This is a genomic window from Mesonia aestuariivivens (genome assembly GCF_019311235.1).
Taxonomy (GTDB): Bacteria; Bacteroidota; Bacteroidia; order Flavobacteriales; family Flavobacteriaceae; genus Mesonia; species Mesonia aestuariivivens.
This window is the reverse complement of the sequence record NZ_JAHWDF010000009.1, coordinates 34,958-61,499: the sequence shown is the minus strand read 5'-3', so window position 1 is coordinate 61,499 and position 26,542 is coordinate 34,958. Positions and strand designations below refer to the sequence as shown.

Annotated in this window: 23 protein-coding genes; 16 read left to right on the top strand and 7 right to left on the bottom strand. The window is 32.0% G+C overall.

All coding sequences use genetic code 11. The annotated features are described in order from the left end of the window. Positions 1-39: 39 nt before the first annotated feature. Positions 40-681, bottom strand: coding sequence for a hypothetical protein (locus tag KW502_RS09560; protein WP_219040332.1), 642 nt, complete (start codon positions 679-681; stop codon positions 40-42). A 476-nt stretch (positions 682-1,157) separates the two neighbouring features. On the opposite strand from KW502_RS09560, the gene KW502_RS09555 reads away from it, so the two are divergent. From KW502_RS09555 to KW502_RS09540, 4 genes are all read left to right on the top strand, one after another. After that, positions 1,158-1,589, top strand: a complete 432-nt coding sequence (locus tag KW502_RS09555; protein ID WP_219040331.1) for a hypothetical protein — start codon at positions 1,158-1,160, stop codon at positions 1,587-1,589. Between the two features lie 147 nt (positions 1,590-1,736). Next, positions 1,737-2,819: an efflux RND transporter periplasmic adaptor subunit gene (locus KW502_RS09550; RefSeq protein ID WP_219040405.1), complete on the top strand. Its 1,083-nt coding sequence runs from the start codon at positions 1,737-1,739 to the stop codon at positions 2,817-2,819. A 22-nt stretch (positions 2,820-2,841) separates the two neighbouring features. Next, positions 2,842-6,045: an efflux RND transporter permease subunit gene (locus KW502_RS09545; protein ID WP_219040330.1), complete on the top strand. Its 3,204-nt coding sequence runs from the start codon at positions 2,842-2,844 to the stop codon at positions 6,043-6,045. After that, positions 6,038-7,492 (top strand): TolC family protein, encoded by a 1,455-nt coding sequence (locus KW502_RS09540; RefSeq protein WP_219040329.1) that lies wholly within the window; start codon positions 6,038-6,040, stop codon positions 7,490-7,492. Before KW502_RS09545 ends, KW502_RS09540 begins: the two co-directional genes overlap by 8 nt. A gap of 67 nt (positions 7,493-7,559) precedes the next feature. Here KW502_RS09540 and KW502_RS09535 read toward each other — a convergent pair whose 3' ends face one another. From KW502_RS09535 to hutI, 6 genes are all read right to left on the bottom strand, one after another. Continuing rightward, positions 7,560-8,672 (bottom strand): T9SS type A sorting domain-containing protein, encoded by a 1,113-nt coding sequence (locus KW502_RS09535; protein WP_219040328.1) that lies wholly within the window; start codon positions 8,670-8,672, stop codon positions 7,560-7,562. 107 nt (positions 8,673-8,779) lie between these two features. After that, positions 8,780-9,976: a tyrosine-type recombinase/integrase gene (locus tag KW502_RS09530; protein ID WP_219040327.1), complete on the bottom strand. Its 1,197-nt coding sequence runs from the start codon at positions 9,974-9,976 to the stop codon at positions 8,780-8,782. A 323-nt stretch (positions 9,977-10,299) separates the two neighbouring features. After that, positions 10,300-11,091, bottom strand: coding sequence for an MBL fold metallo-hydrolase (locus KW502_RS09525; RefSeq protein ID WP_219040326.1), 792 nt, complete (start codon positions 11,089-11,091; stop codon positions 10,300-10,302). Beyond that, positions 11,088-11,564, bottom strand: a complete 477-nt coding sequence (locus tag KW502_RS09520; RefSeq protein ID WP_219040325.1) for a GNAT family N-acetyltransferase — start codon at positions 11,562-11,564, stop codon at positions 11,088-11,090. The genes KW502_RS09525 and KW502_RS09520 overlap by 4 nt, the downstream gene beginning before the upstream one ends. Next, positions 11,565-12,542: a formimidoylglutamase gene (locus tag KW502_RS09515; RefSeq protein ID WP_219040324.1), complete on the bottom strand. Its 978-nt coding sequence runs from the start codon at positions 12,540-12,542 to the stop codon at positions 11,565-11,567. A gap of 18 nt (positions 12,543-12,560) precedes the next feature. Further along, positions 12,561-13,799, bottom strand: a complete 1,239-nt coding sequence (hutI, locus tag KW502_RS09510) for an imidazolonepropionase (RefSeq protein WP_219040323.1) — start codon at positions 13,797-13,799, stop codon at positions 12,561-12,563. 214 nt (positions 13,800-14,013) lie between these two features. Between hutI and KW502_RS09505 the strand changes: the two genes are divergently transcribed. The 12 genes from KW502_RS09505 to KW502_RS09450 all read left to right on the top strand — a co-directional run bounded on the left by KW502_RS09505 (position 14,014) and on the right by KW502_RS09450 (position 26,460). Next, complete coding sequence (locus KW502_RS09505; RefSeq protein WP_219040322.1) at positions 14,014-14,652, top strand: peroxiredoxin; 639 nt, start codon at positions 14,014-14,016, stop codon at positions 14,650-14,652. An 87-nt stretch (positions 14,653-14,739) separates the two neighbouring features. Further along, positions 14,740-15,054, top strand: coding sequence for a thioredoxin family protein (locus KW502_RS09500; protein WP_219040321.1), 315 nt, complete (start codon positions 14,740-14,742; stop codon positions 15,052-15,054). Beyond that, a complete protein-coding gene (locus KW502_RS09495; protein WP_219040320.1) occupies positions 15,035-15,283 on the top strand; it encodes a DUF6952 family protein in 249 nt (82 codons plus the stop codon). Before KW502_RS09500 ends, KW502_RS09495 begins: the two co-directional genes overlap by 20 nt. 107 nt (positions 15,284-15,390) lie before the next feature. Beyond that, on the top strand, positions 15,391-15,891 hold the full coding sequence (gene tpx, locus KW502_RS09490; protein WP_219040319.1) for a thiol peroxidase: 501 nt from the start codon (positions 15,391-15,393) through the stop codon (positions 15,889-15,891). Continuing rightward, positions 15,891-16,256 (top strand): diacylglycerol kinase, encoded by a 366-nt coding sequence (locus KW502_RS09485; protein ID WP_219040318.1) that lies wholly within the window; start codon positions 15,891-15,893, stop codon positions 16,254-16,256. The genes tpx and KW502_RS09485 overlap by 1 nt, the downstream gene beginning before the upstream one ends. 36 nt (positions 16,257-16,292) lie before the next feature. Then, the gene (locus KW502_RS09480) at positions 16,293-17,291 is read left to right on the top strand and encodes an alpha/beta fold hydrolase (RefSeq protein ID WP_219040317.1); all 999 of its coding nucleotides are present in this window, start codon (positions 16,293-16,295) and stop codon (positions 17,289-17,291) included. A 94-nt stretch (positions 17,292-17,385) separates the two neighbouring features. Next, positions 17,386-19,872, top strand: a complete 2,487-nt coding sequence (locus KW502_RS09475) for a DNA translocase FtsK (protein ID WP_219040316.1) — start codon at positions 17,386-17,388, stop codon at positions 19,870-19,872. A 14-nt stretch (positions 19,873-19,886) separates the two neighbouring features. Further along, a complete protein-coding gene (gene lolA1 / locus KW502_RS09470; protein WP_219040315.1) occupies positions 19,887-20,534 on the top strand; it encodes an outer membrane lipoprotein periplasmic chaperone LolA1 in 648 nt (215 codons plus the stop codon). Between the two features lie 4 nt (positions 20,535-20,538). Next, entirely contained in the window at positions 20,539-22,059 is a 1,521-nt protein-coding gene (locus tag KW502_RS09465) for an LptF/LptG family permease (RefSeq protein WP_219040314.1), read from the top strand. A gap of 35 nt (positions 22,060-22,094) precedes the next feature. Beyond that, positions 22,095-23,243 (top strand): 3,4-dihydroxy-2-butanone-4-phosphate synthase, encoded by a 1,149-nt coding sequence (gene ribB, locus KW502_RS09460; protein ID WP_219040313.1) that lies wholly within the window; start codon positions 22,095-22,097, stop codon positions 23,241-23,243. A gap of 208 nt (positions 23,244-23,451) precedes the next feature. Continuing rightward, complete coding sequence (locus KW502_RS09455) at positions 23,452-24,429, top strand: lipid A deacylase LpxR family protein (protein ID WP_219040312.1); 978 nt, start codon at positions 23,452-23,454, stop codon at positions 24,427-24,429. Between the two features lie 63 nt (positions 24,430-24,492). Next, positions 24,493-26,460, top strand: a complete 1,968-nt coding sequence (locus tag KW502_RS09450) for an endonuclease (protein WP_219040311.1) — start codon at positions 24,493-24,495, stop codon at positions 26,458-26,460. The last annotated feature ends 82 nt before the right edge of the window (positions 26,461-26,542 follow it).

The following is a 26,542-nucleotide window of genomic DNA, read 5'->3' as shown; positions in this document are numbered from 1 at the left end:
AAAATTTTAAAGCTAAATTATTAAACGTAATTAAGTTTTTTAATTATTTAGACTTTTATGAAGCTTAGGAAGTATACTTAATTTATGATTTTTTAAATCTGATGGTATTTGTTGAAGTAAGCTATCTAATTCTTGAAGTTTTACTTGATCGTTGATGTTGCTGTAATAATAAATTTCAGCAGGAGAAAAGATAAAAGGAGATTTGATGTTATTCTTAATTTCTGTAAGTAAAAAATTATTTATTTTTTCTTTATTTTCTTCGGGATTTTTGTAAAGTTCTTTTAAAGTTGCTGAATATTCTTTAATATGATCCTGTATTGGAGAGTTGGTTACATGAGTCACTTTAGCAAATCTATTAATCTCAATATCTATAATAGTATGATCACCATCTAACCAGATTTTTAATGGCGATATGTGTTTTTTTGAAAAGAAATTTATTTTATATAAATCATTTAAAGGCTCATTTATATGAAACTTTAAAGTGTCTGCAGATGCTTTAACAATGGTCGCTTTTTGTTTATTATTTGAGTTTTTTATGCCAATACTATCAATTTTATGGTCGTTTTTATGTACTACAATATTAATATTACCAAGCGGTTCACATTCAGAACTTTTGTTAGATTTTTCTTTTTGACAGCTAATTAAAGAGAAAGTGATTAATAAAGAGAGAATTGCTTTCATAAGTTAGAATAATTTTTTCAAATATATTTAAAACTAATATAAACTTTCTACTAAAACGTAACCCCTCAATTTCTTTTGTTTTTTAGGTATATTTTTTATCCTACATTTTAAGATTCATTTCAATAGATAGGCTAAACACTGTAAGGGGAGTAATATTCATCATGTTTTTAAAAGGATATTTCGTTATGGATAAACTAAAAAAGTAATTTAAAAAAAAATATATGTTTTGATTTTCAATTTCGTACGATAAATGTTTATGTTTTTTTAAAATGTAGCAGATTAATGAAACAAAAGCGAAGAGCTTAACTGCATAAATTAAATATTTAAGTTATTATTAGAATACTAAATAATTAATGAAAAACCTAGTGATAGCTTACTTTTACCTAAATGAAAAGGAGTTTTTATTTAAGTTAGCGTGAACTAAAAAGCTTAAAATTTGTAATTTATGATGACTTGATGTACTTTTGTAAAAGATTATGAAAAGAGTTTTTGCAAAATATTTAACCTTGTTGTTTATTTTTTTGGTAAGCTTATGTGCCCACAGTGGAGTGCTAGCTCATCAAAAGAATACGAACTCATTTACTTTTGAAGATCTTATTAAGATAGATAAAGAAGACATTCTATCAAAAGTAAATCCACAGTCATTTCAATATCTAACTTTGCCTTCTTCTTCTGAAAATGATTTTGAAATAAAAGCCATTGAAGATGTAGAAGTAGAAGAATACGAGTGGGTTTCTGTTAAAAAACTTATCCAAAAAAATAATACGTTAACCGTACTGTTTTATACACTGTTTTCTGATTACATTCTTAAAGAAAATAGTAAAGGCATCTCCTTTCCAGAGGATTTATCCCCACATTCATCCGTACAGCAACCTCTGTACATAGCATTTTGTGTTTATAGAATTTGATTTTTTTGACTTAAGATAAACAGTATAGTCTTTAAGCTAATCACTGTTGTTTTATGAGTATTCATTTTTATTTAAAATGAAGCTACTGGTGTGTTTATTACACTATTTCAATTATTCAAACAAAACTATTAATATAATGAAGTTATGATGAGGAATATTCTCATGGTTATAAGCTTATTTGCGCTTGTAATTACTACAAGTTGTGAATCTAAAAAAGAACACAAAGAAGAAAAATCTAAATTAGTAGTCACTAGTCCTATTATAAAAGACACTATTACTACTAAAGAATATGTAAGTCAAATTCACTCTATAAAACATATTGAGTTAAGAGCCCAAGAAAGAGGGTATCTTCAAAAAATTTATGTAGATGAAGGACAGACGGTTAAAAAAGGAGATTTACTTTTTAAAATTATGCCTAACTTGTATCAGGCAGAAATGCTAAAAGCTAAAGCAGAGGCAGAGTTTGCTAAAATAGAATACCAAAATACGACCACATTAGCAGATAGTAATGTAGTTGCAGCAAATGAACTAGCAATGGCAAAAGCAAAATACGATAAAGCTAAAGCAGAACTACAACTATCACAAGTACACCTACAATTTACAGACATTAGAGCACCTTTTGATGGTATCATTGACCGTTTTCACGTTAGAGAAGGGAGTTTAGTAGATGAAGGAGAATTGCTAACGAACTTGTCAGATAACAGTAAAATGTGGGTTTATTATAATGTGCCTGAAGCTGAGTATTTAGACTTTAAAATGGCTCATAAAGATAGCACCAAGGCTCAAGTAGAATTGTTAATGGCTAATCATCAAAAATTTTCTGAAAAAGGAATTGTAGAAACCATCGAAGCAGACTTTAATAACGAGACAGGTAATATTCCATTTAGAGCCACTTTTGATAACCCAGATGGATTGTTAAGACACGGAGAGACTGGTAATATTATTTCTAAAATACCTTATAATCATGCTTTATTGGTGCCACAAAAAGCCACTTTTGAAGTTTTAGATAAACACTATATCTATGTAGTTTCAGAAGATCATAAAATTCATGCTAAAGAAATAAAATTGATAGGTGAAATACCACATTTATACGTCATAAAAGAAGGGGTGAGTGAATCAGATAAAATTCTTCTTAACGGATTAAGAAAAGTGAAAGATGGAGATGAAATTTCTTTTGAATATCAAGAACCAGAAGAGATGCTTAGTCACCTTCAACTTTCCGCAGAGTAAATCAATAGCAAAATAAAACGATATGTTTAGTAAATTTATACATAGACCCGTATTTGCTATAGTGATTTCTATTATTATAGTGTTTATGGGGTCTCTCGCCATAAAAAAATTACCAATATCACAGTTTCCGCAAATTGCTCCAACAACGGTAAATATTTTTATCGCGTATCCAGGAGCAAGTGCAGATGTATTGGTGAAATCGACCTTAATTACCTTAGAGAATTCTATTAATGGAGTTCAAGATATGCGTTACATGGCTACCGATGCAACAAGTGCCGGTGAAGCTACATTACGTATAATTTTTGAACCGGGTACAGATCCTAATGAAGCTGTAGTACGCGTAAAAACTAGGGTGGATCAGGTAATGCCATTGTTGCCAGAGTTAGTGCAACGAGAAGGGGTTACTATTACACCTATACAGCCTAGTATGTTAATGTATGTTAACCTTTACGCTAAAGATAAGAGTATAGATGAAAAATTTCTATACAATTATGCTAATGTGAAAATGATACCTGAAATTAATAGAATTAAAGGTATTGCACGTTCTACCATTTTAGGGAGTAGAAAATATGCGATGCGTGTTTGGTTAGACCCAGACCGTATGAGAGCCTATGATGTTTCTGTAGATGAAGTTATGGAAGCCATGCAAGAGCAAAGTATTGTGGGGCGTCCCGGTAGGTTAGGTAGAAGTTCTGGTATACAAGCGCAATCTTTAGAATATGTGCTTACTTATAAAGGGAGGTTTAACGATCCCAAGCAATATGAAAATATAATTATTAGAGCCAATTCTGAAGGTGAAAGTCTTCATCTAAAAGATGTTGGTCGGGTAGAGCTAGGTAGTGAATTTTTTGATATTTACTCCAATTTAGATGGTCACCCTTCAGCTGCAATTGTATTAAAACAAAGTTATGGTAGTAATGCAAGTGATGTAATTGATAAAGTAAAAGAGGAGTTGGAAGATATGAAAGCCGATTTCCCTCCTGGAGTAGATTATAAACTTAGTTATGATGTATCTAAATTCTTAGATGCTTCTATAGAACAAGTGGTTCATACCTTAAGAGATGCATTTCTTTTAGTAGCATTAGTTGTATTTATATTTTTAGGTGATTGGCGTTCAACATTAATTCCTATTTTAGCGGTTCCCGTCTCATTAGTTGGTGCCTTTTTTGTAATTCAATTTTTCGGCATTTCGATAAACATGGTTACCTTATTTGCTTTAGTTCTTGCTATTGGTATTGTGGTCGATGATGCGATTGTTGTAGTTGAAGCTGTACACGCTAAGTTTGAAGAGCATCCAAATATTAGTCCGTATCTCGCCGTCAAGAAGGTTTTGTCAGAAATAAGTGGTGCAATTATCGCAATTACCATGGTTATGGTATCGGTGTTTTTGCCTATATCATTTATGTCTGGTCCTGTAGGTACATTCTATAGACAGTTCTCCATTACGATGGCAAGTTCTATTGTGATTTCAGCAATTATAGCATTAACACTAACTCCTGTTTTGTGTGCAATGTTGCTTAAAAATAACCACGGAAAAGAAAAGAAAAAGAATATCTTAACGAAAGGCTTAGATAAGTTTAATTCTGGTTTCGATAAACTTACGGGAAGATATGTAGGTATTTTAAAGAAAGTGGTGAGTAGAAGATGGCTTACTTTTGGAATACTTATCGCTTTTTGTGCGGGTATTTATTTAGAAAGTCAAGTATTACCTTCTGGTTTTGTACCTAGTGAAGATCAAGGAACTATTTATGCGATCATTCAAACTCCTCCAGGAGCTACTTTAGAACGTACTAATGAGGTTTCTAAAAAACTTCAGGCTATTTGTGAAGAAGTAGAAGGAATAGAGTCTGTCTCTTCTTTAGCAGGGTATGAGATCATGACAGAAGGTAGAGGGTCTAATGCCGGTACTTGTTTAATTAACTTGAAAAACTGGTCAGATCGTGAGCATACCGTAACTGAAATTATGGAAGAGCTCGAAGAAGAGTCGAAAGATTTAGGAGCCGTAATCGAATTTTTTGAACCACCCGCAATTCCAGGATTTGGTTCATCAGGTGGTTTTTCACTTCGATTATTAGACCAAAATACAGATACAGATTATCAAGAGTTTGACAAAATTAATAAAGAGTTTATAGAGAACTTAAAAAAACGTGAAGAGCTAAAAGGACTGTTTACTTTCTTTGCCGCAAACTATCCTCAATACGAGTTAGAGTTTAATAATGAACTTGCGATGCAAAAAGGAGTTTCTATAGGAGATGCTATGGAAAACCTTAATATCTTAATTGGTAGTACCTATGAGCAAGGATTTATTAAATTCAACAGGTTCTTTAAAGTTTATGTTCAGTCAGATCCTAAATTTAGAAGATTACCTTCTGATGTGTTGAATATGTACGTGAAGAATGATCATGGAGAGATGGTTCCTTATTCAGCATTTATGACCCTTAAAAAGCAGCAGGGGCCAAACGAGGTAACTCGTTTCAATATGTATAATTCTGCCGCTATTAGAGGTTTACCAGCAGATGGTTACACAACTGCAGATGCGATTAATGCCATTAAAGAAGTGGCTAAAGAAACCCTACCTAATAATTATGATATTGCTTGGGAAGGTCTTTCTTATGACGAGGCACAACGAGGTAATGAGTCTATTTATATATTTTTAATTGTATTGGTGTTTGTATACTTTGTTTTAGCAGCACAATATGAAAGTTTTATTATTCCATTAACGGTAGTATTCTCTTTACCTATAGGTGTTTTTGGATCGTTTATGTTGCTGAAAATGATGGGACTCCAAAACGATATTTATGCACAGATTGGACTTATCATGCTGGTTGGTTTATTAGGAAAAAATGCGGTGTTAATCGTAGAGTTTGCCGTGCTTAAACATCATGAAGGTTTAAGTGTTTTAGAAGCAGCCATAGAAGGAGCTAGAGTACGTTTTAGACCAATTTTAATGACTTCATTTGCATTTATAGCAGGTTTAATACCATTAATGTTGGCTACTGGTGCGGGTGCAATAGGTAATAGAACTTTAGGAGCTTCAGCTTTAGGAGGAATGTTATTTGGTACCATATTCGGTGTAATAATAGTACCAGGTCTTTACTACATCTTTGGAAGTTTAGCTGAAGGGAGAAAATTAATTCGAGATGAAGAAGACGAATCTTTATCAGAAGGATTTGTACACGAAATAGATGCATTCGATGCTAATCAAGATACGGAAGAAAATGAATAGAATAATAAATTATAAATACTTTGGTTTAATAACTGTAGTGATGTTCTTTTTTGGGAGTTGTAAAACCCCAAATGTAGCAACCAGAGAAGCAGATACTAGTGTTCCTGAAAATTTTGATAAAACTGCTTTAGATAGCATTAATTCAGCAAAAATAGATTGGAAAGAGTTTTTTAAAGACCCTTATTTAACCAATCTTATTGAAGTGGCTTTAGAAAATAATCAGGAGCTAAACATCACGCTACAAGAACTTCAAATTGCAAAAAATGAAGTGAAAACTAGAAAAGGTGAATATTTGCCTTTTGTAGGCTTAAGAGGTGGAGCTGAATTAGAGAAATCTGGAAAATATACCAGAAACGGAGCTGTAGAAGAAAACTTAAATATAAAAGAGGGAAAGGCTATGCCAGACCCTCTTCCCAACTACACACTTGGGGCTTATGCTAACTGGGAGTTAGATATTTGGGGAAAGCTTCACAACGCAAAAAAAGCAGCTGTCATGAGGTATCTTTCTACTGTAGAAGGAAGAAATTTTATGGTCACCAATTTAATTGCCGAAGTAGCTAATTCTTATTATGAATTACTAGCACTAGATAATCAATATGCTATTTTAAAGCGTAATATCGATATACAAAGTAATGCATTAAGAATTGTTAAGTTGCAAAAACAATCGGCAAGAGTTACAGAGTTAGCGGTACAAAAATTTGAAGCAGAAGTATTTCATACCAGAAGTCTTCAGTTTGAAATTCAACAGAAAATAACGGTTACAGAAAATAAAATTAATTTTTTGTTAGGGAGGTATCCGCAACACGTAGAAAGAGATGCTGATGGTTTTTCAAATTTAATACCAGATACTATAGACGCTGGTTTTCCTTCTCAAATTTTGCAAAATAGACCTGATGTTAGACAGGCAGAGCTTGAGTTGTCAGCCTCTAAGTTAGATGTGAAAGTTGCAAAAGCAAGATTTTACCCTTCTTTGGGCATTTCAGCAGGTGTAGGTTTTGGAGCTTTTAATCCTAAATATTTGTTAGAAACTCCAGAATCTTTATTGTATTCTATAGCAGGAGATATTGCAGGACCATTAATTAATAGAAATGCAATTAAAGCTACTTATGCAACGGCAAATTCTAAACAAATACAAGCTGTTGTAAATTATGAAAGAAGTATTTTAAATGCTTACATTGAAGTAGCAAATCAACTCGCTAAGATTGATAATTTAGAAAAAAGTTACGATCTAAAGGCTAAAGAAGTAGAAGCCTTAACAAAATCTATAAATATTTCTAATGATTTATTTACTTCAGCAAGAGCAGATTATATGGAAGTATTATTAACCCAACGTGATGCGTTAGAGTCTAAGTTTGAATTGGTAGAGACCAAGAAAGAACAGATGAGCGCTCTGGTAAATATGTATCAAGCCCTAGGTGGCGGTTGGGATAAAAAGAAAAAAGAATAGTTTTTTTGTTTGTTTTAATTGGTTTAGTTAAAAAGCCATCTTATCATCGATAAGATGGCTTTTTTAGTTAGTATTTTATAATTTTTTGAATTACATCATCATTTTTTAATTTAATTTTCAGCCAATATATACCCGTTGCTAATTTTGAAATATTCACGTTTCGTTCATCACTTTGTAAAACTCGAGTAAGGTTTGTATCGTAAATTTCTACCGAAGTAAAATCTAAGTTTTCAATAAAAAAAACATCTTTTACAGGGTTGGGGTATAGTTTGGCTATATTTTTTGTTGATTCTATAATCGATAATTCAGGGTCGTTTGTGGTAAAAGAAAATAATTTAGCTTCACTAGAAAACGGAGGAAAATTAAAAGATTCTGAAGTTACAAAATACCTATTCGCGCCTATATGTGTAATTGCTTCTACTTGTTCTAGCTCTAAATTTGTAAGTGAAGTTTTGGTATTTGTCCCAGAAAAAATATCATTTAGTAGAAAACTTTCGCATTCCCAAACAAAAGGTTGCAAATTATTGGTGTAGCCTATCGCATATATTTTTTCTGTGAGTGAGTTATAAGCAGCTCCAGTAATTAAGCCTTCAGCACTTAAGGTAGTAGGTAATGGAGAAACGGAATGAGTACCAGCGTTTTTTGAAATAGGATAGGCGCTTGTAATCCCATTAACCCAGTTTTTTGTGAGTAAAATTAATTGGTTTTCATCAAGACTAATTAAAGCTTCAGCATCCCACTGTGTTTGGTTAGGGTTTGAACTGAAATCGAATTGATCTGAATAATTAAAATTTATCACTTCTGCAATTAAGCTATTTGTAGTGACATAATCGCTTTTGGCAATTTTATAAATTTTTAAATCTGTTCTGTTTCCGCTATTATTACCTATATCTCCCACATATATAAAATTCTCATCTTGAGTGAGATCTTCCCAATCTACATGAGTAGCATTTGTAATGGTTATAGTTCTTGTGATTAGACCAGATAAAGTGTCTACTTCATAAAGCTTATTTTCGTTACCAGAATCATTATGAGTAACTAATTTATCGTTAAAAAAAATAGCGCCAGAAGATTCGTTTAGGGTTTCAGGTAAGATAAATTTTTCTTCGACATTAGAGGGTTGACCTTTACCAATAAATGTGATAAATAGAAAAAACATGACCATAATTATCGTTTTCATTTTTCATTTTTTATAGTTAGAGAAGTTACAGCATTTGTTGCTTTTCTCCAATGTGAACATATTTATTAATTTTTTTAAAATTTACTAATATCTATTAAGCTAGCGAACTATATATTTCCAGATAAACCAACTTTTGTATGGTTTTGAGTTTTGCCTTTTAATTGATTTACCACGCGATCTAATGGACTTTGAATATTCATTAAATCACGTTGTGTTACGTGTGTGTAAATCATTGTAGTTTCAGGTTTACTATGGCCTAATAAAGTTTGAATGTATCTTAAATCTACTCCATCTTCTAGCATATGAGTAGCAAATGAGTGCCTAAGTGTATGCGGAGTAACTCTTTTTAAAATCTGAGCTTCTTTGCAAGATTTGCGCAAGAAACTTCTAATACTTTCTGCGCTGTACGGATTACCATTTTGCCCTTCAACAAATAATTCTTTAGGGGCGTAAGTGTTTAGATAGTTAAACAATAGCGGCAAAATACTTTCCGCTAAAATTACTGTTCGGTCTTTTCTGCCTTTACCAGATTTTATAAATAATTGCTTGCGATCGATATCAATTTCATTTAATTTTAAAGAAAGCAACTCACCAATACGTAATCCAGAACTATAAATAAGTCCTAAAACTGCTCGGTGTTTTAAGTTTTTAGTCACTTGTAAAATACGCAATACCTCGTTTCTGGAAAGTACGGTAGGTAATTGTTTAGACCTTTTAGGACGAAGCGAAATAAGTTCTTTTTCTAAGGGTTCATCTGTAAATAAATCTGTAAAATGTTTAAGTGCACTTATACATTGCCGATGAGAACTAATAGAGTAATTTCTTTTAGTAATTAGTTTCTCTAAGAAAAGCTCATAATCTCGAAACGCTAATGTATCGATTGGTTTTTCAATATAAGCTACTAACATTAATGCAAAATGATAATACGTTTTAACGGTACTTTCGCTATAGCGTTTGCCTCTTAAGTAAGAAACGTATTTCCATAAATTCTTTTTATCAGCAGCACTTAATTTATCTTTATCTACTTCATAATAATCTGGCCTAGCTTTGTTTTTTTGTGGTTGTAGAAATTGTATTTTTTTATAATCTACAAAATAACCACGATCATTAAAAAATGAAAACAGCATTTGTTTATGAGAAATAGAATAGGGTGAATAATAGCAATTATGCGTTTTACTCCACGTGATATTTGGCAGTAAATTTAAATCGTTAGCTATTTCTAACTTATATAAAAATTTAATAGCAATCTGTAAATTACCAAGATGATGTAAGGGTAACAATGTAACTGTTTTCTTGTTTATCATACCTTTGGAGTTGTGCAAAACCTTCGCTCTAAAAGCTCAGGTCGGGCTTTACGCTATATCTTTTTAAAACTATTTTTTCTAAATAATTTTAAAAAGGATGCCGCTTCAATCCCTTTTGCAAAATCAATTATAAATGTTTTAAGCTAAGTGGTTTAAAATTAGCTAAATAAAACTATTTAAAAAAATCTTAAATAGGATTTTATCCAAAAATTATGATTTTATCCAATAATAATGTTTTTTTTCATTTTGGATAATTACGGTTTTTCACTAAAATGTTTTCAACGTCGTGGTAAATACAATAAATATAGCAATTAGTTTATTGTTTAGTACCAATCTAAAATTTCTACTTCAATAGAAGGATTGTTTGTGTTTACAATGTTTTTAAATTTTGCAACATCGCTCATACCATTTTTTCCGCGGTAGTGATAAGGATATACTTTTTTGGGTTTAAATTCTAGTACAGCATCTGCAGCTGCGTCTACAGGCATGGTGTAAGGTAAATTCATGCATACAAAAGCCAAATCTATGTTTTTTAGATTTCGCATTTCAGGAATATCTTCGGTGTCGCCAGAAATATAAATTTTCTTTGAGTTATGAGTTAATACATATCCGTTACCGCGTCCTTTTACATGAAAGTCTTTCGCTTCTTCTCGTAAATTGTACATAGGTATGGCTTTTACCTGTACACCCAAAAAACTTTTTTCATCGTTATTATTCATCACCACTAATCGGTTTTGTAAACTTTTTGGGAGTTGCTCTTTTACCGCTTGCGGACCAACAATTTTTAGTGTAGCATCTTTTTTTGTGAATGCTAATAAGGTTTTTGCACTCATATGGTCGCCATGTATATCGGTTACAAAAATAAGGTCTGGTTTTGGTAAAGCTGTATAATTTTCAATTTCACCAACAGGATCAACATAAAAAGTTTTGTCATTAAGTTTCATTGCAAATGATGCATGTTCTACAGGCATCACAACAATAGAATCTTGCGTTTTTTCTTCAGTTTTTTTTGCTACCGCAGCGGTTATTTTTTGTTCTGCTTTTTGTGGCTTTTTCTCTTGTTTGCAAGCTAGTAAAGAAAGGCTTAAACAACTGTATAAGAATATGTTTTTCATAAGTTATGGTTGTTGGGTTGGTAAATCATTTTTATATCGGCACGAACATATGGCGGATTGTCTTCTAAATTCACCTCTTCAAATCCATATTTATTGTATAAATAAATAGCATTTTCAAGCTTTTTAGAAGAATAAAGCACATACTGGTATGAAGGGTTTTCTTTTGCATATTGCTGAAAATGGGTTAACATAAACTGACCTATTTTCTTACCTCGCCATGCTTCATCTACCGCCATTTTAGTGAGTTCTAATGTATGTTGGTTAAGTTTTAATAAAGCAAAAGTGCCTACAATTTCTTTATCTAATTCTGCAAAGAAAATTCTACCTCCTTTTAAAATAATTTCTTCTTCACAGTTGTTAAGTACATTTTTATCGTGAGCTTCAACTTTAAAAAATTTCTCTAGCCAAGCTAAATTTAATTGGGCAAATTTTTGTGCTAAATCAGGGGTGAATTCTTTAATTGTTAAGTTCATTTATTTTTCTTCTCTTATAAAATCTGAAACAAAATAACTTAAAGCTTTTCCTATCATTGCATTTTTTTCTGGAGAAGCTTCACATAAGTGTAAGTATAAAACTTCTTGTTTTTTAGAAAGTTTAATAAAACTTCTTATTTCATTTACATTAAATCCGCTAGGGGTCATTGCGCTGCTATCAAAGTTTTTAATGCTATCGCAGTCTATTTCTAACCCAAAATTATTTCTAACAAAATCTGTTGCTTTTTTAAATTTAATGAGTTTTTCTATAGTGGTTAGGTGTAAATAATCATCAAGAAAGGTATATTTAATATGTTTATCTTTATTCATTTCATCAAAAATATACTGGGGTGTATAGTTTTTGTGAATACCCACCATTGCGTAACGATCAAGTAGTTTTTCTTCTTTTGCATATTTAAAACCATTACCGCTGTGTCTATAATCTGTTTCGCGTAAATCTGTATGCGCATCTATATTTAATACGTGAATAGGGCGTTCTAAGGCTTGAGAGGTTCCTTTAATATTTCCGTAGGCATTATTGTGACCGCCACCAATAATTACGGGAGTTTTTCCTGAGCGCACTATTTTTTCTACCACCATGGTCACTTGTGCATCAATTTGTTGCACGATTTCTCCTAATTCAAATTTGGTGTAAGTGGCTAGAGAAGCTTTTGTAAATGAAGAGCAATTAATTTCACCTAAAATCATACAATTTTTAGGGTCGTTATATTCATTCACTTGAATATTACAAAATGAATTTAAAAAAGCACTCCAAGCTTTAGAAGTCCCTGGTTGACCAAAATTTCCTCGAACGCCAATATCTTCGGGGATTCCGAAAATCACGTAACGAGCTTCAGAGCTTTCTAAGTCTTCAAAAGAGGGAATAAACTCTAGAGCTTCACCGAGTTTAGTTTCACCTTTACGATGCTTAATATAATGAGTGATTCTATTTTTAGTATAAAAGTCGAAACTTTCCATCTACTTCTTTTATTAAGATTATTGTATTAATTTTCCTGCTAAAATAACTTGATGAATATGATTATTACCAAATGAATATGGTAAAAAACCATAACTTGGGATGACATCTGTTATCATTAGATTAGCGGTTTTTCCTTTTGTAATGCTGCCATGAGTTTTTTCTAATCCCATGGCGTATGCAGCATTTATTGTTGCTGCATTGATAGCTTCTTCTGGTGTCATCCCCATTTTTATGCAAGCTAAAGAAACCACTAAATTCATATTACCATTAGGAGAGCTGCCTGGGTTGTAATCTGTAGCGATGGCTAAAGGCAAACCAGCATCTATCATTTTACGAGCTGGGGCATATGGTATTTTTATAAATAAAGAACACGAAGGTAAAGCTACCGGTATGGTTTCACTTCCTTTTAATGTTTCAATATCTTCATCATTCATAACTTCTAAATGATCTACCGAAAGCGAATTATAATCAACTCCCATTTTAACGCCGCCTATTGAGTTAAATTGATTGACATGAATTTTTCCTCGTAATCCATATTTTTTTCCTGCTTCTAAAACTTGTTTGGTGTCATTTAAATCAAAATAACCTTGTTCACAAAAAATATCAATAAAATCGGCTAAATTTTCTTCTGCAATTTGTGGTAACATCTCTTCGCAAATCTGATTGATGTATCCCTGTTTGTTATTTTTAAATTTTGCGGGTAGAGCATGAGCTCCTAAAAATGTTGTTTTTATGGTGATAGGGTGTGCTTTTTGCAATTTTTTAGCAACGCGAAGCATTTTTAGTTCAGCTTCAGGAGTAAGTCCATAACCCGATTTAATTTCAATAGCTCCGGTTCCCATTTTTATCACCTGCTCTAAGCGTTGTAAAGACTGCAGATAAAGTTCTTCTTCATTTGTATGTTGTAAAGTTTTTGCACTGTTAACAATCCCACCGCCTTTCGCAGCAATTTCTTCATAACTAAGGCCTTTAATTTTATCAATAAACTCTTGTTCTCGGTGACCAGCATATACTAAATGCGTATGTGAATCTACCCAAGAAGGAAGCACCATTCTTCCAGTGGCATCAATTTCACGATCGGCTTCAATTTTGGGTAGGTTTTCCATGCCTCCATAATTTTCAATTTTATCGTCGTTAATTAAAAGCCAAGCATTGGTTAGGGTAGGTAGGTAATTCATCTCTAATCCACTTACCTTAGTGGTATGATGATCTCTAACTTGTATAAGCTGTTTTATATTTTTAATAAGTGTCTTCATAAAAATAAAAATACATAAACGATTATAAATTATTCCATATATTTAATACTAAAAAACAGTAAATAGTTTTATGTTATTGTATTTGTAATGTGTGATAGTAAAAATCTATAACGTAATAAAATTTAATAAGTAAGATAGGTTTTTAAAAGTAGATAGATCCCTTATTTTTGTAATGAAAATAATTTGAAAGAATAACTAAAAAATAAATAAAATTATGTCAATTGTAGGTGAAAAATTTCCAGATTTAGAAGTAAATGCAATGAATGAAATGGGCGATACTTTTAAAATTAACATTTTAAAAGAGGCTAAAAAGAATAACAAGAAAGTTGTGCTTTTCTGGTACCCGAAAGATTTTACTTATGTATGTCCAACAGAACTTCATGCTTTTCAAGAAGCACTTCCAGAATTTGAAAAGAGAAATACTATTGTAATAGGTGCCTCTTGTGATACTGCAGAAGTTCATTTTGCTTGGTTAAATACTTCTAAAGATAATGGAGGTATCGAAGGTGTAACTTATCCAATCTTAGCAGATTCTAACAGAAATTTAAGTTCAAGATTAGGTATTTTAGATACTACTAATGAAAGATATGATGATGAGACTGGTGCTTATACCGTAGATGGTGATAACGTTTCTTACCGTGCCACTTATTTAATCGATGAAGAAGGTACAGTATTTCATGAAGGAGTAAACCATATGCCATTAGGAAGAAATGTAAGTGAGTTTATTAGAATGATAGATGCTTATACACACGTTCAAAAACACGGAGAAGTTTGTCCTGCCAACTGGGAAGAAGGAAAAACAGCTATGAAAGCAGACCGAGAAGGAGTTTCTTCTTATTTAGCTGCAAACTAAGATTTTTAAGAATTGCTAGAAAAAGAAAAAGTATTTACCGGCAAATTGAGTTTTGTCGGTAAATTTTAACCAACAAAACAAAATGCTATGTTACAAGAATTAGATCAAGATAATTTAAATGAAATTGTATCAGACAATGACACAGTGGTCGTACAATATATGGCTGGATGGTGTGGAAACTGTCGTTTAATGAAGCCAAAATTTAAAAAGCTCGCTTCAGAAAACGAAAATGCTAAATTTATTTTAGTAGATGCTGAAAAATATCCAGAATCAAGAAAATTAGCTACTGTAGATAATTTACCAACTTTTGCTACCTTTAAAGGAGGAAGTTTTGTAAATCAAGTACAAACTAATAAGTTAGAATCTTTAAAAGAATTAGTAGATGAAGTTACCAGTAATTAAACACTTACAGAAAAACAACGACAAACAGAAGTTAGAACATACCGTAGAAGTATTAGAGTCTTTTACCGAACACCGTTCTTGTACAGATGAAGATATGGATGTTGTTGGAGAATTAATTACCAATATTTGTGGAGCGATTGAAGTTCATCAAATGGTAGAAGAAGGCGTGCCAGAAAAAGACGCGGCCAATAACTTTGTTAAAAAAGTATTAGGCTCTATAGATAAATAGTTATTTTAGATAGATTACAAAATATAAAGGATTGCCATACGGTAATCCTTTTTTTATGATAGCTTTAATAAGATTGATAACCAATATTTGTAATTTTAAAAATAAAAATGGCAAATATCACTTTAAAAGGAGAAGCTTGTAAAACAGTAGGTAATTTACCTGAAATTAATAAAAAAGCACCCGAATTTCAATTGCTCACCCCAAGCTTAGAAAAAGTAAAACTCTCAGATTATAGCGGTAAACGTTTAATTTTAAATATTTTTCCCAGTATAGATACAAATGTTTGTGCGACTTCTGTCCGCAATTTTAACCAACGAGCTAAAGATTTGAATAACACAGAAGTGCTTTGTGTTTCTAGAGATTTGCCATTTGCCCAAAAACGTTTTATTGAAGCTGAAGAGTTGAAAGAAGTAAAAATGCTATCCGATTTTCAGAACCAACAATTTGGAAAAGATTACGGATTAGAGATTGAAAATGGGCCCTTTAAAAACTTGTTGTCTCGTGTAGTGATTGTTGTAGATGAAGATGGAAAAGTATTACATTCGCAGCAAGTAAAAGAAATAGCAGATGAACCCGATTATCTTTCAGCTTTAAAAACTTTATTATAATGCAAAATTCCTTTCTGGGAAAACGTATAAAAGCCTGCCAGTATGCGCTAAAAGGAGCATATATTTTAATAAAAACAGAACCGCCTGTGCAGGTGCAAGTAGTCATTTCAATTTTAATGATTGGATTGGGTTTTTATTTTGATATTACGTCTACAGAATGGATTTTTCAAATATTCGCAATGGGTCTCGTGCTTAGTTTAGAAGCAGCAAATACCGCTATAGAAGAAATAGCAGATTTTATATACCCAAATTTTCATCATAAAATAGGACTGATAAAAGATATGGCAGCAGGAGCAGTATTTTTTGCTGCCATTACAGCCATTACCGTGGGGCTTATTATTTATGTCCCTTATTTTTTTAATTAAAATTTTTAGTTTTAATCTAACCTAAACACTTAAATTATGAAAGCTATCATTAGTTTATTATTCATTTTCTTAGGCTCAAATTTGGCAATCGCTCAAAAAAATCAAATCAAAAATTTAGCGATAGATCTCTCTAATTATGAATATCCTTACGAAGTTGCTTTTTACAATTTCGAAGCCCAACAGCAAAATCTAAAAATGGCTTATATAGATGAAAAGCCTAACAAATGGAACGGACAAACTGTCGTTTTATTACACGGAAAAAATTTTAATATTGCTTATTGGGAAACCACTATTGAGTTACTGAAAAAGAATCATTACCGAGTGGTGGCGCCCGATCAAATAGGTTTTGGAAAATCTACCAAGCCAAAATATTTTCAATATACATTTCAGCAATTAGCAGAAAACACCAAAAATTTACTTTCAGAAATCAAAGTAGAAAATCCTATTATTTTAGGACATTCTATGGGCGGAATGTTAGCTGCACGTTTCACTTTAATGTATCCAAACTATACTAAACAATTGGTGTTGGTGAATCCAATTGGTTTAGAAGATTGGAAGTTAAAAGTTCCTTACCAGTCTATTGATAATTGGTATGAAGGTGAATTAAAAAAAGATTACAAAAAAATTAAAAACTACCAAAAAGAAAGTTATTACGATGGCGATTGGAAACCTGAGTATGATGAGTGGGTAAATATTTTAGCTGGATGGACCAAAAACGAAAACTACCCACTAATTGCGTGGAATGCCGCTTTAACTTATGATATGGTATTTACGCAGCCTGTAGTTTATGAGTTTTCAGAAATTAAAGTGCCAACGCTACTAATTATAGGTACTAGAGATCGTACCGCATTAGGTAAGGGTTTAGTTTCTAAAGATGTGAAAGCAACTATGGGGCTTTATGATGAGTTAGGAAAAGCAACTGCTAAAAAAATACCTAATTCTAAGTTAGAAGAAATCTCAAATGTAGGGCATTTGCCACATATTGAAGCTTTTGAAAAATTTAAAGAAAAATTAATTCCTAATTTATTAAAATAAGATGCTGTTTATAATTAAATAGGCTATAACTAAGTTTTCTTATCTTTAATTCAGTTGAATTTGTATTTTTGCTACTTAGTGACTAGATCAATACATGGCAAAGAAAAAAAAGACAACAACAAAAAAGAAAGCTTCCGGCTTTAAAAAACCTAACCTCAATTTTACCCGTAAGCAAAAGGTGATTTTTGGTAGCTTTTTAATATTATTTGGGATTGCCTTATTGGTTGCTTTTACTTCATTTTTATTTAATTGGAAGGTAGACCAAAGTACATTAAGTCAGCTCTCAGACAGAAGTGTAGAGACTCAAAACTGGATGAGTAAATTTGGAGCTGGCATTAGTAATTTCTTTATTTATAAAGGTTTTGGTGTTGCCGCCTATAGCATAGCTGTATTGGTAAGCCTTACGGGTTTTTATTTTTTCTTCGGAATGAATAAAACCAACCTTAAAGTTTTTTGGTTTTGGGGTGTTTTAGTAATGATTTGGTTTTCAACGGTACTTGGCTTTTTTGCCAATAGTAACGCACTTTTAGGAGGAATGATAGGTTTTGAAACTAATGATTTTCTTCAAGATTATTTAGGTTTTGCAGGAACCATCTTACTATTGGCTTTTATCTTAATTGTTTACTTAGTAGCAAGGTTAAATATTACGCCAGAAGTAGTCGCCAAGTATTTTCATAAAACTAAAAATGAAGTAGCAGAAGATTTTGATGAAGCACAGCAACAGTCTTCAACATTTGAAAACGAAGAAAATTCTTCAACAACAAATCAATCCATTTCAGTAAATAATTTTGATAATAGCTCTTCAAACTCAGAAGAAACCGAAGCAGAACTTGCTATAAAATTTGAACAAAAAGAAGAAGGTCAAGAAAGTGCCGCAATACAACACGAACCTGAAGATAAGAATGCTTTAAATGAAGCTGAAAACGCTACTGCTACACCAGAAGTAAAATCACCAGTTAAAGAGAAAATTGTGATTAAATCTAATGATGAAGAAGATGTAGCTATGGAAGTGGAAACAGCGGAAGAAGAAGAGGAAGAAGATAGTCTAAGTAAAAAAATCGTTAAAGATTTTGGAGAGTTTGACCCAACTTTAGAACTTTCTAACTATAAATTTCCCACTATTGAATTGCTGAAAGATTATAACGCAGGCGGTTCTAGTATAACGATAGATCAGCAAGAATTAGAAGAGAATAAAGACAATATCGTTAATACGCTTAAGAATTACAAAATTGAGATCGCGCAAATTAAAGCCACAGTAGGTCCAACAGTAACCCTTTATGAAATTGTACCAGAGGCGGGAATAAGAATATCTAAAATTAAGAATTTAGAAGATGATATCGCACTTTCATTAGCAGCATTAGGTATTCGTATTATAGCACCAATACCGGGTCGTGGTACTATTGGTATAGAAGTGCCTAATAAAAATGCAAGTATTGTTTCTATGCGTTCTGTAGTTGCGTCTTCTAAATTTCAGCATGCAGAAATGCAATTACCTATTGCTTTAGGAAAAACAATTTCTAATGAAACCTTTGTAGTCGATTTGGCTAAAATGCCTCACTTATTAATGGCAGGAGCAACCGGGCAAGGAAAATCTGTTGGTTTAAATTGTATTTTAACATCTTTACTTTATCAAAAACATCCTGCTGAGGTGAAATTTGTCTTGGTAGACCCTAAGAAAGTAGAACTCACCCTATTTAATAAAATAGAAAGACATTACTTGGCAAAACTTCCTGATAGTGAAGAAGCTATTATTACCGATAATACTAAAGTAATAAATACCTTAAATTCACTTTGTATTGAAATGGATCATCGTTATGATATGCTGAAAGATGCGATGGTGAGAAATATAAAAGAATACAATGAAAAATTTAAAGCTCGAAAACTAAACCCTGAAGACGGACATAAGTTCTTACCTTATATTATTCTTGTGGTTGATGAGTTCGCAGATTTAATTATGACCGCAGGAAAAGAAGTTGAAATGCCTATAGCTCGTTTAGCTCAATTAGCACGTGCCATTGGTATTCATTTAATAATTGCTACTCAGCGTCCATCTGTAAATGTAATTACGGGAATGATTAAAGCCAATTTTCCAGCTAGAATAGCCTTTAGAGTAACTTCTAAAATAGATTCAAGAACAATTTTAGATAGTGGAGGAGCAGAACAGCTTATAGGTCGTGGAGATATGTTATATACCCAAGGTAACGATTTGGTAAGATTACAATGTGCTTTTGTAGATACACCAGAGGTTGAAAAAATAACAGAATTTATAGGTTCTCAAAAAGCTTATCCAGATGCACACCAACTTCCAGAATATGAATCTGAAGAAAGTGGCACAGGACTTGATATAGATGTAGATGAACGTGATAAACTGTTTACGCAAGCAGCTGAGGTATTAGTTACAGCACAACAAGGTTCTGCATCACTTTTACAGCGTAAGCTTAAAGTGGGTTACAATCGTGCAGGAAGATTAATAGATCAATTAGAAGCTGCAGGTATTGTAGGGCAGTTTGAAGGAAGCAAAGCTAGGCAGGTTTTAATTTCTGATTTAGTCGCTTTAGAACAACATTTAAATAACGAATAAAATTAACCTAACCAATGAAAAAATTAACCTTTTTACTTAGTCTTTTTGTAGCATGTAGTTCAGTTACTTTTGCGCAAAATTCAGATAAAGCCAAAGCTTTACTAGACGAAGTCTCTAAAAAAGTAAGATCTTACGACAATATAGAAATAGAATTTTCTTATGTTTTAGAAAATACAACAGAAAATATAAAACAAGAAACTCGTGGTGATGTTAATTTAAAAGACGATAAGTATAGATTAAATCTGATGGGAACCACTCGTTTGTTCGATGGTGAAAAACTGTATACTATTATTCCTGAAGATGAAGAGATAAATATTTCTACCTACAATCCTGAAGATAATACAGGAATTACACCTTCAGAAATGCTTACTTTTTATGAAGATGGGTATTTGTATAAGTGGGATATTAAGCAGAATGTAAAAGGTAGAAAAATTCAGTATGTCAAGTTAATCCCTATAGATTCTAATGCAGAAATTAAAGAAATTTTATTAGGCATAGATGTACAAACTAAACATATTTATAATTTAATACAGACCCAAGACAATGGGACTAAAGTAACCATTAAAGTAAATGGTTTCAAAACAGATCAAAACTTATCTGAGAATTTATTTAAGTTTAATGAAGATAAGTATCAAGGCTATTATATAAATCTTTTAGATTAGTAAATTGAAGATTTTAGATCGCTACATATTTTCAAGTTTTGTTAAAACATTCTTAGCAGTATTCGTCATCCTGATGTTCATTTTTGTACTTCAGGGAATATGGCTTCATATTTCAGAACTTGCTGGAAAAGATTTAGACTACGGCATTATTGGTAAATTTTTATTGTATTTAACTCCCAGTTTGGTTCCGTTAGTATTGCCGCTTACGATATTGGTTTCTTCAATTATGGTTTTTGGTGGTTTTGCAGAAAATTATGAGTTTGCTGCCATGAAATCTTCAGGAATATCATTACAAAGAGCGATGAGAAGTCTTATCTTTTTTATAGGCTTTTTAAGTTTACTGGCTTTGTTTTTTACCAATACAGTAATTCCTTGGGCAGAATTTAAGTCTATAAATTTGCGTTACAATATTAGAGAATTAAAACCTTCTATGGCTATTGTTGAAGGAGCTTTTAATGAAATTGGCGACGTTAATATGAAAGTGGGTAAGAAGTATGGTAAAGAGGGAGATAAATTTAAAGATGTAATTATTCATAAGAAGAACCCCAAGCGTATGGGCAACCATACCGTTATTAAAGCCGAATCTGGCGAGCTGGTAAGTTCTGGAGATAAAGGTTTGGCATTAGTGCTTTATACGGGTAATTATTATGATGAGCTTCAGCCTAAAGATTACAAAGAACGGCGTAAAAAACCTTTCATGAAAAGCTATTTTGATAAGTATAATATTAATATAGATCTTTCTAATTTCAATAATGTAGATTTAGGTGAAACGAGGTATAATTATTCATACAAAATGCTCGATATCCCAGAGCTAAATGAGTCTATAGATTCTCTTTCACAAGATTTTAATCAAGATAAAAAAAACTTTACCAATAATATTATCACTAGAAGTGGTGCTAGAAGGTTAGGAGTTAAAGAAAATGATAGTTTAAAGGCAGAGCGAAAACTGAAAATGAGTAAGCTTTCAAAAAGAGTTACCGCTGCTCAAAAGAAAGATACTGTAGTTTACGATATTCAGAATATTGATGAATTTTTAGAATCTTATACAATAAATCAACAACAACAAATTACCAATATAGCTTTAGGTTCTGTAAGAGGTACAATCTCTAATATTAAAGGGAAAAAATCAATTTTTAAAAAGAAAGTTTCTCGTTTAAATAAAACAGAAATTCAGTTGCACGAAAAATATGCACTAGCCGTGGCTTGCTTTATCTTATTTTTTGTAGGTGCTCCTTTAGGGGCTATCATTAGAAAAGGTGGTTTAGGGTTACCAATGGTCATTGCGATTTTATTATTTTTAACTTATCACTTTGTAGGTATTTTTGCTAAAAATAGTGCAGAAGATGGTACAGTAAGTCCATTTGTAGCTACTTGGCTTTCCACATTTATTATGTTTCCATTAAGTATTTACTTAACCTATAGAGCCACTACAGATCAGGGCTTTATTAATACAGATGCAATTACCGAGCCTATTAAAAAGTTCTTTAAGAAAATTGGATTAGGAAAAAAGAAAGACCACCAATAGATTACGTACCTTTGCAGATAGAAAATTTTAAGAAAATGTCATTAAATACCGCTATTTCAGATAAAATAAAATTAAATACCATTCAAGAAGCTATCGAAGATATTCGTGAAGGTAAAGTTGTCATTGTAGTAGATGATGAAGATCGTGAAAATGAAGGAGATTTCATTGCCGCTGCAGAAAAAGTTACTCCAGAAATGATTAACTTTATGGCTAAGCATGGTCGAGGCTTAATTTGTGCTCCACTAACAGAAGATCGTTGTGATGAATTGGATCTTGATTTAATGGTGAATAATAATACCGTGCTTCATCATACGCAATTTACCGTTTCTGTAGATTTAATTGGTCACGGTTGTACCACAGGAATATCGGTACATGACCGAGCAAAAACGATTAAATCTTTTACCGACGCAGAAACAAAACCAGAAGATTTAGGAAGACCAGGACATATTTTTCCATTACGAGCTAAAAATGGCGGCGTATTAAGAAGAACAGGTCATACAGAAGCAGCAGTAGATTTATCTAGATTAGCAGGACTACAGTCAGCAGGAATTTTGGTTGAAATTCTAAATGACGATGGGACTATGGCGCGTTTACCTCAATTAATAGAAGTAGCTAAGAAATTTGATTTAAAATTAATTTCTATTGAAGATTTAGTAGCTTACAGAATGCAGCACGATTCTTTAATCGAAAAGAAAGAAGATTTTGATATCAAAACACGCTTTGGAGAGTATCGCTTAAGAGCTTATAAGCAAACCACCAACGATCAAATTCATATAGCTTTAACCAAAGGCAGTTGGACTACAGAAGAATCTGTATTAGTAAGAGTGAATTCTACTTTGGTGAATAATGATATATTAGGAACTTTAACAAACAATGCCGATAAAAAATTAGAAAATATGTTTCAGGCATTGAATAAAGAAGAAAAAGGTGCTGTGGTATTTATTAACCAAGAAGTATCTAGCTTAAATTTACTGAATCGTTTACGCGGAGTAAAAGAAAATCAAGAAAATGATGAAATGAAAGCTCCAGGTTTAGCCATGGATAATAAAGATTTTGGTATTGGAGCTCAGATTTTACACGACTTAGGTATACATAAAATAAAATTACTTTCTAACTCTCAACAAAAGAAAAGAGTAGGAATGATTGGTTACGGTTTAGAAATCACAGAATATTTAGGGTACTAATAATAACCTATTATAAATATAATGAAAAGGCCTTCAGTATTGAAGGCTTTTTTATTTTATAGTTTCTCGTTTCAATGTTATAAAAGCAACTGAATAATTAGTGTATCATTAATAATTAGAATTCATCTTAAAATTAAATTGCTAAATATATTTTAAAGTGTCTTGTACTATGCAATTAATCTTGCAACTTGCCCGAAATTTAAATTGAATGATCTCTAAGATAAACTGTATATTTTTATTTACCTTTTTACTCTCCAAAATTGTTTCTTCGCAAGAATTTTCAGAAAATTTAGTTTCAGAAACTGCTTATCAGCATCAGCTTAATTTTGGTACTGATAATGATTTTTTTGCAGTATTTACCAATAAAGACCGTTCGTATACCTTTGGTGTAAATGCAGCTTATAGATTTATACCTAAAGAAGAGAATTTCATCACTAAAATTTTGCCGAATAAAAAGCATAGCTTTCATGATATTTCAATTCATTTAGAAGCTTATACTCCAAATTATAATTTTGAAACCGGAGTGCCTAACGGAGAGAGACCTTTTGCTGGTTGGGCTTATACCACCTTAGCTACCAGGTATATTTATGAAAAGTCTTTTGTAACTTTAAAGGCAGATGTAGGGGTGTTAGGAGATATTTCTCAAGCTGGGACTATACAAAATTGGTTTCATGAAAACGTATCTGGAGATACCGTTTTAAAAGGTTGGGAAAATCAAATTCCCAATCAATTAGGCGTAAACTTAAAAGCAAATTATTTTCATGATATTATAGGAAATTCTTGGTATAATATTTTTGGAAGTGGTGAAGCTTCTCTAGGAAATGTACGTACGTATATCATCCCTAAAATTTACATGAGAATTGGTAGATTTTATGAATTAGGAAAAACCACTTCTTTAAATAATAGTATACTTCAACCTAAAAATGCTATAGAATACTTTATACAAGCATCTGCAGGATACAAACTCATTGCTTACGATGCTACTTTACAAGGAAATATTTTTAGTGATAGTCAAGATAATAGAACTACCGATGATATAGATCATACCACTTTTCACGCAAATTTTGGAGCTTACGCTGCTTATCATCGTTTTAATTTAGGAGTAATCTATCATTTTAATAGTGGAGAGATAGCTAACATAAAAACGCATAGTTATGTCTCTATAAATTTAGATTACAAATTTTAATCTTAACTTAATCTAGGAGATACTTCATCTTGCTTACATTTGCTAACTTAAATTAGAAAGCAAATGAAAAAAACAATTACCCTATTTTTCCTTTTTTTAGTCTCTATTTCTTTAAACGCGCAAATTGTGATTAACGAATTAGACTCTGATACAGACGGAATTGACGATTTAGAGTTTATTGAATTGAAAACTGATGCACCGCTAACTTCTTTAGACGGTTATGTGTTGGTGTTTTTTAATGGTTCTTCAAGCGGAAATGACAGTAGTTATTTTACAATAGATTTAAATGGTTATACTTCAGATATTAACGGACTTTTTGTAATTGGTAATCAAAAAGTTTCTCCAGTTCCTCAATATATTATTGCAGATAATACCATTCAAAATGGAGCAGATGCTATAGGCATTTATCAAGCAAGTTATTTAGATTTTCCTGAAGGCACCCAAGCGACAACTACTAATTTAATAGATGCTTTAGCCTATGATACAAATGATGCTGATGATGATGACTTAATGGCACTATTAGGACTTTCGGTTCAAATTAATGAAGACGAAAACAATAACAAAGATTTTGAATCTATACAACGTAACAATGACGGCACTTACTCTGTAGCAACACCTACACCTCGACAACTTAATGATGGTAGTGGTATAATACAAAATCAAGTCTCTATAAATGTAGCTCAAAATCAATATAATGAAGGCGATGATATTATTATCGAATTTTCTACAGATACACCAGTCTCAAGTAATCTAAACTTTAGCTTTACATTGGCTAACGGTTCTTTTAATGCTAGTGATTATACGGGATCTACATCGGTTACCATTCCACAGGGACAAAGTTTCGTGAATACAACCATAAGTATTACCGAAGATCAAGTAAATGATGGAGACAAAATTATGCGTATAGCTATAGGCTCTTTACCTAACGAATATATTCTAGCTAATAATAATATAAAGGTTAGAATTATAGATCTTGATTTTGTAGTATCGGCTTGGGGAACTCCTGTTAATCCAACTTATGGTGTGGTGCAAAGTACAGCTCCATCAAATTATTACAACTCCTTAGAAGGGAAATCAGGTCAAGATTTACGTGATGCCTTACAAGCTATTATAGCAGAAGAAGGAGTGGTAAGAGAGCAAACCTATGCAGAGGTCTTTAATATTTTAGAAGATGCAGACCAAAATCCATTAAATAGTAATGAGGTTTGGTTGGTATATACAGAACAAGGTCGTGCTAAATTAGATAAACAAACCACTTCTAATAGTACAGGCTTTTGGAATAGAGAACATGTGTTCCCAAGATCGAGAGGTGGTTTTTACAGTATTGAAGAAGATGATTTTATAGATGGAATTGACAATTATTGGAATACGAATGTAGATTCTTTACGCCATGGTAATTCTGATGCACATCATATTAGAGCGGTAGACGGACCTGAAAATAGCTCAAGAGGTAATCAATTTTACGGTTCGGGTCAGGGTCAATACACCGGTCCTGCAGATACTCAAGGCAGTTTTAAAGGCGATGTAGCCAGAAGCATATTTTATATGGCTATTCGCTATAACGATTTGTCTGTGGTGAACGGTTATCCTGAAAATACAACAGGTCAGTTTGGAGATTTAGCCACTTTATTAACATGGCACCAAAATGATCTTGCAGATGATTTTGAAATGAATAGAAATAATGTGATTTATGAATGGCAATTTAATAGAAATCCATTTATCGATCTGCCAGAATTAGTAGATTACATTTGGGGAGATCAAGTAGGTGAGGTTTGGCATCAAGATCTTTCAGTTGAAGAAAATGAATTTTCTGAAATTAAAGTATTTCCTAATCCTACCGAAGGAACTTTAACTATTGTAGGGCTTGAAGGAAAATACAAAATTGAAGTTTATTCAATTTTAGGAAATAAAGTTTGGAGTACAACAGCAACGAACCAAACTTCTATTGCTCCAAATTTACAAAGTGGTATGTATCTTCTAAAAATATCAAACCATAATATTCAAAAAACACAAAAAATTATAGTCAAATAAATATTGACTAGACAATACCAAAAAAAAGTCTCTTTTAAGAGGCTTTTTTTTATGATATAATTCAGAAAAAAATAAATTTTTC

Coding starts and splice junctions, on each gene's coding strand:
- KW502_RS09550 (WP_219040405.1), top strand. CDS start 1,737: ATGAGGAATATTCTCATGGTTATAAGCTTATTTGCGCTTGTAATTACT.
- KW502_RS09555 (WP_219040331.1), top strand. CDS start 1,158: ATGAAAAGAGTTTTTGCAAAATATTTAACCTTGTTGTTTATTTTTTTG.
- KW502_RS09535 (WP_219040328.1), bottom strand. CDS start 8,672: ATGAAAACGATAATTATGGTCATGTTTTTTCTATTTATCACATTTATT.
- tpx (WP_219040319.1), top strand. CDS start 15,391: ATGGCAAATATCACTTTAAAAGGAGAAGCTTGTAAAACAGTAGGTAAT.
- KW502_RS09480 (WP_219040317.1), top strand. CDS start 16,293: ATGAAAGCTATCATTAGTTTATTATTCATTTTCTTAGGCTCAAATTTG.
- KW502_RS09515 (WP_219040324.1), bottom strand. CDS start 12,542: ATGGAAAGTTTCGACTTTTATACTAAAAATAGAATCACTCATTATATT.
- KW502_RS09485 (WP_219040318.1), top strand. CDS start 15,891: ATGCAAAATTCCTTTCTGGGAAAACGTATAAAAGCCTGCCAGTATGCG.
- KW502_RS09520 (WP_219040325.1), bottom strand. CDS start 11,564: ATGAACTTAACAATTAAAGAATTCACCCCTGATTTAGCACAAAAATTT.
- KW502_RS09450 (WP_219040311.1), top strand. CDS start 24,493: ATGAAAAAAACAATTACCCTATTTTTCCTTTTTTTAGTCTCTATTTCT.
- KW502_RS09545 (WP_219040330.1), top strand. CDS start 2,842: ATGTTTAGTAAATTTATACATAGACCCGTATTTGCTATAGTGATTTCT.
- KW502_RS09560 (WP_219040332.1), bottom strand. CDS start 681: ATGAAAGCAATTCTCTCTTTATTAATCACTTTCTCTTTAATTAGCTGT.
- KW502_RS09530 (WP_219040327.1), bottom strand. CDS start 9,976: ATGATAAACAAGAAAACAGTTACATTGTTACCCTTACATCATCTTGGT.
- KW502_RS09505 (WP_219040322.1), top strand. CDS start 14,014: ATGTCAATTGTAGGTGAAAAATTTCCAGATTTAGAAGTAAATGCAATG.
- hutI (WP_219040323.1), bottom strand. CDS start 13,799: ATGAAGACACTTATTAAAAATATAAAACAGCTTATACAAGTTAGAGAT.
- KW502_RS09525 (WP_219040326.1), bottom strand. CDS start 11,091: ATGAAAAACATATTCTTATACAGTTGTTTAAGCCTTTCTTTACTAGCT.
- ribB (WP_219040313.1), top strand. CDS start 22,095: ATGTCATTAAATACCGCTATTTCAGATAAAATAAAATTAAATACCATT.
- KW502_RS09540 (WP_219040329.1), top strand. CDS start 6,038: ATGAATAGAATAATAAATTATAAATACTTTGGTTTAATAACTGTAGTG.
- KW502_RS09495 (WP_219040320.1), top strand. CDS start 15,035: ATGAAGTTACCAGTAATTAAACACTTACAGAAAAACAACGACAAACAG.
- KW502_RS09500 (WP_219040321.1), top strand. CDS start 14,740: ATGTTACAAGAATTAGATCAAGATAATTTAAATGAAATTGTATCAGAC.
- KW502_RS09475 (WP_219040316.1), top strand. CDS start 17,386: ATGGCAAAGAAAAAAAAGACAACAACAAAAAAGAAAGCTTCCGGCTTT.
- lolA1 (WP_219040315.1), top strand. CDS start 19,887: ATGAAAAAATTAACCTTTTTACTTAGTCTTTTTGTAGCATGTAGTTCA.
- KW502_RS09455 (WP_219040312.1), top strand. CDS start 23,452: ATGATCTCTAAGATAAACTGTATATTTTTATTTACCTTTTTACTCTCC.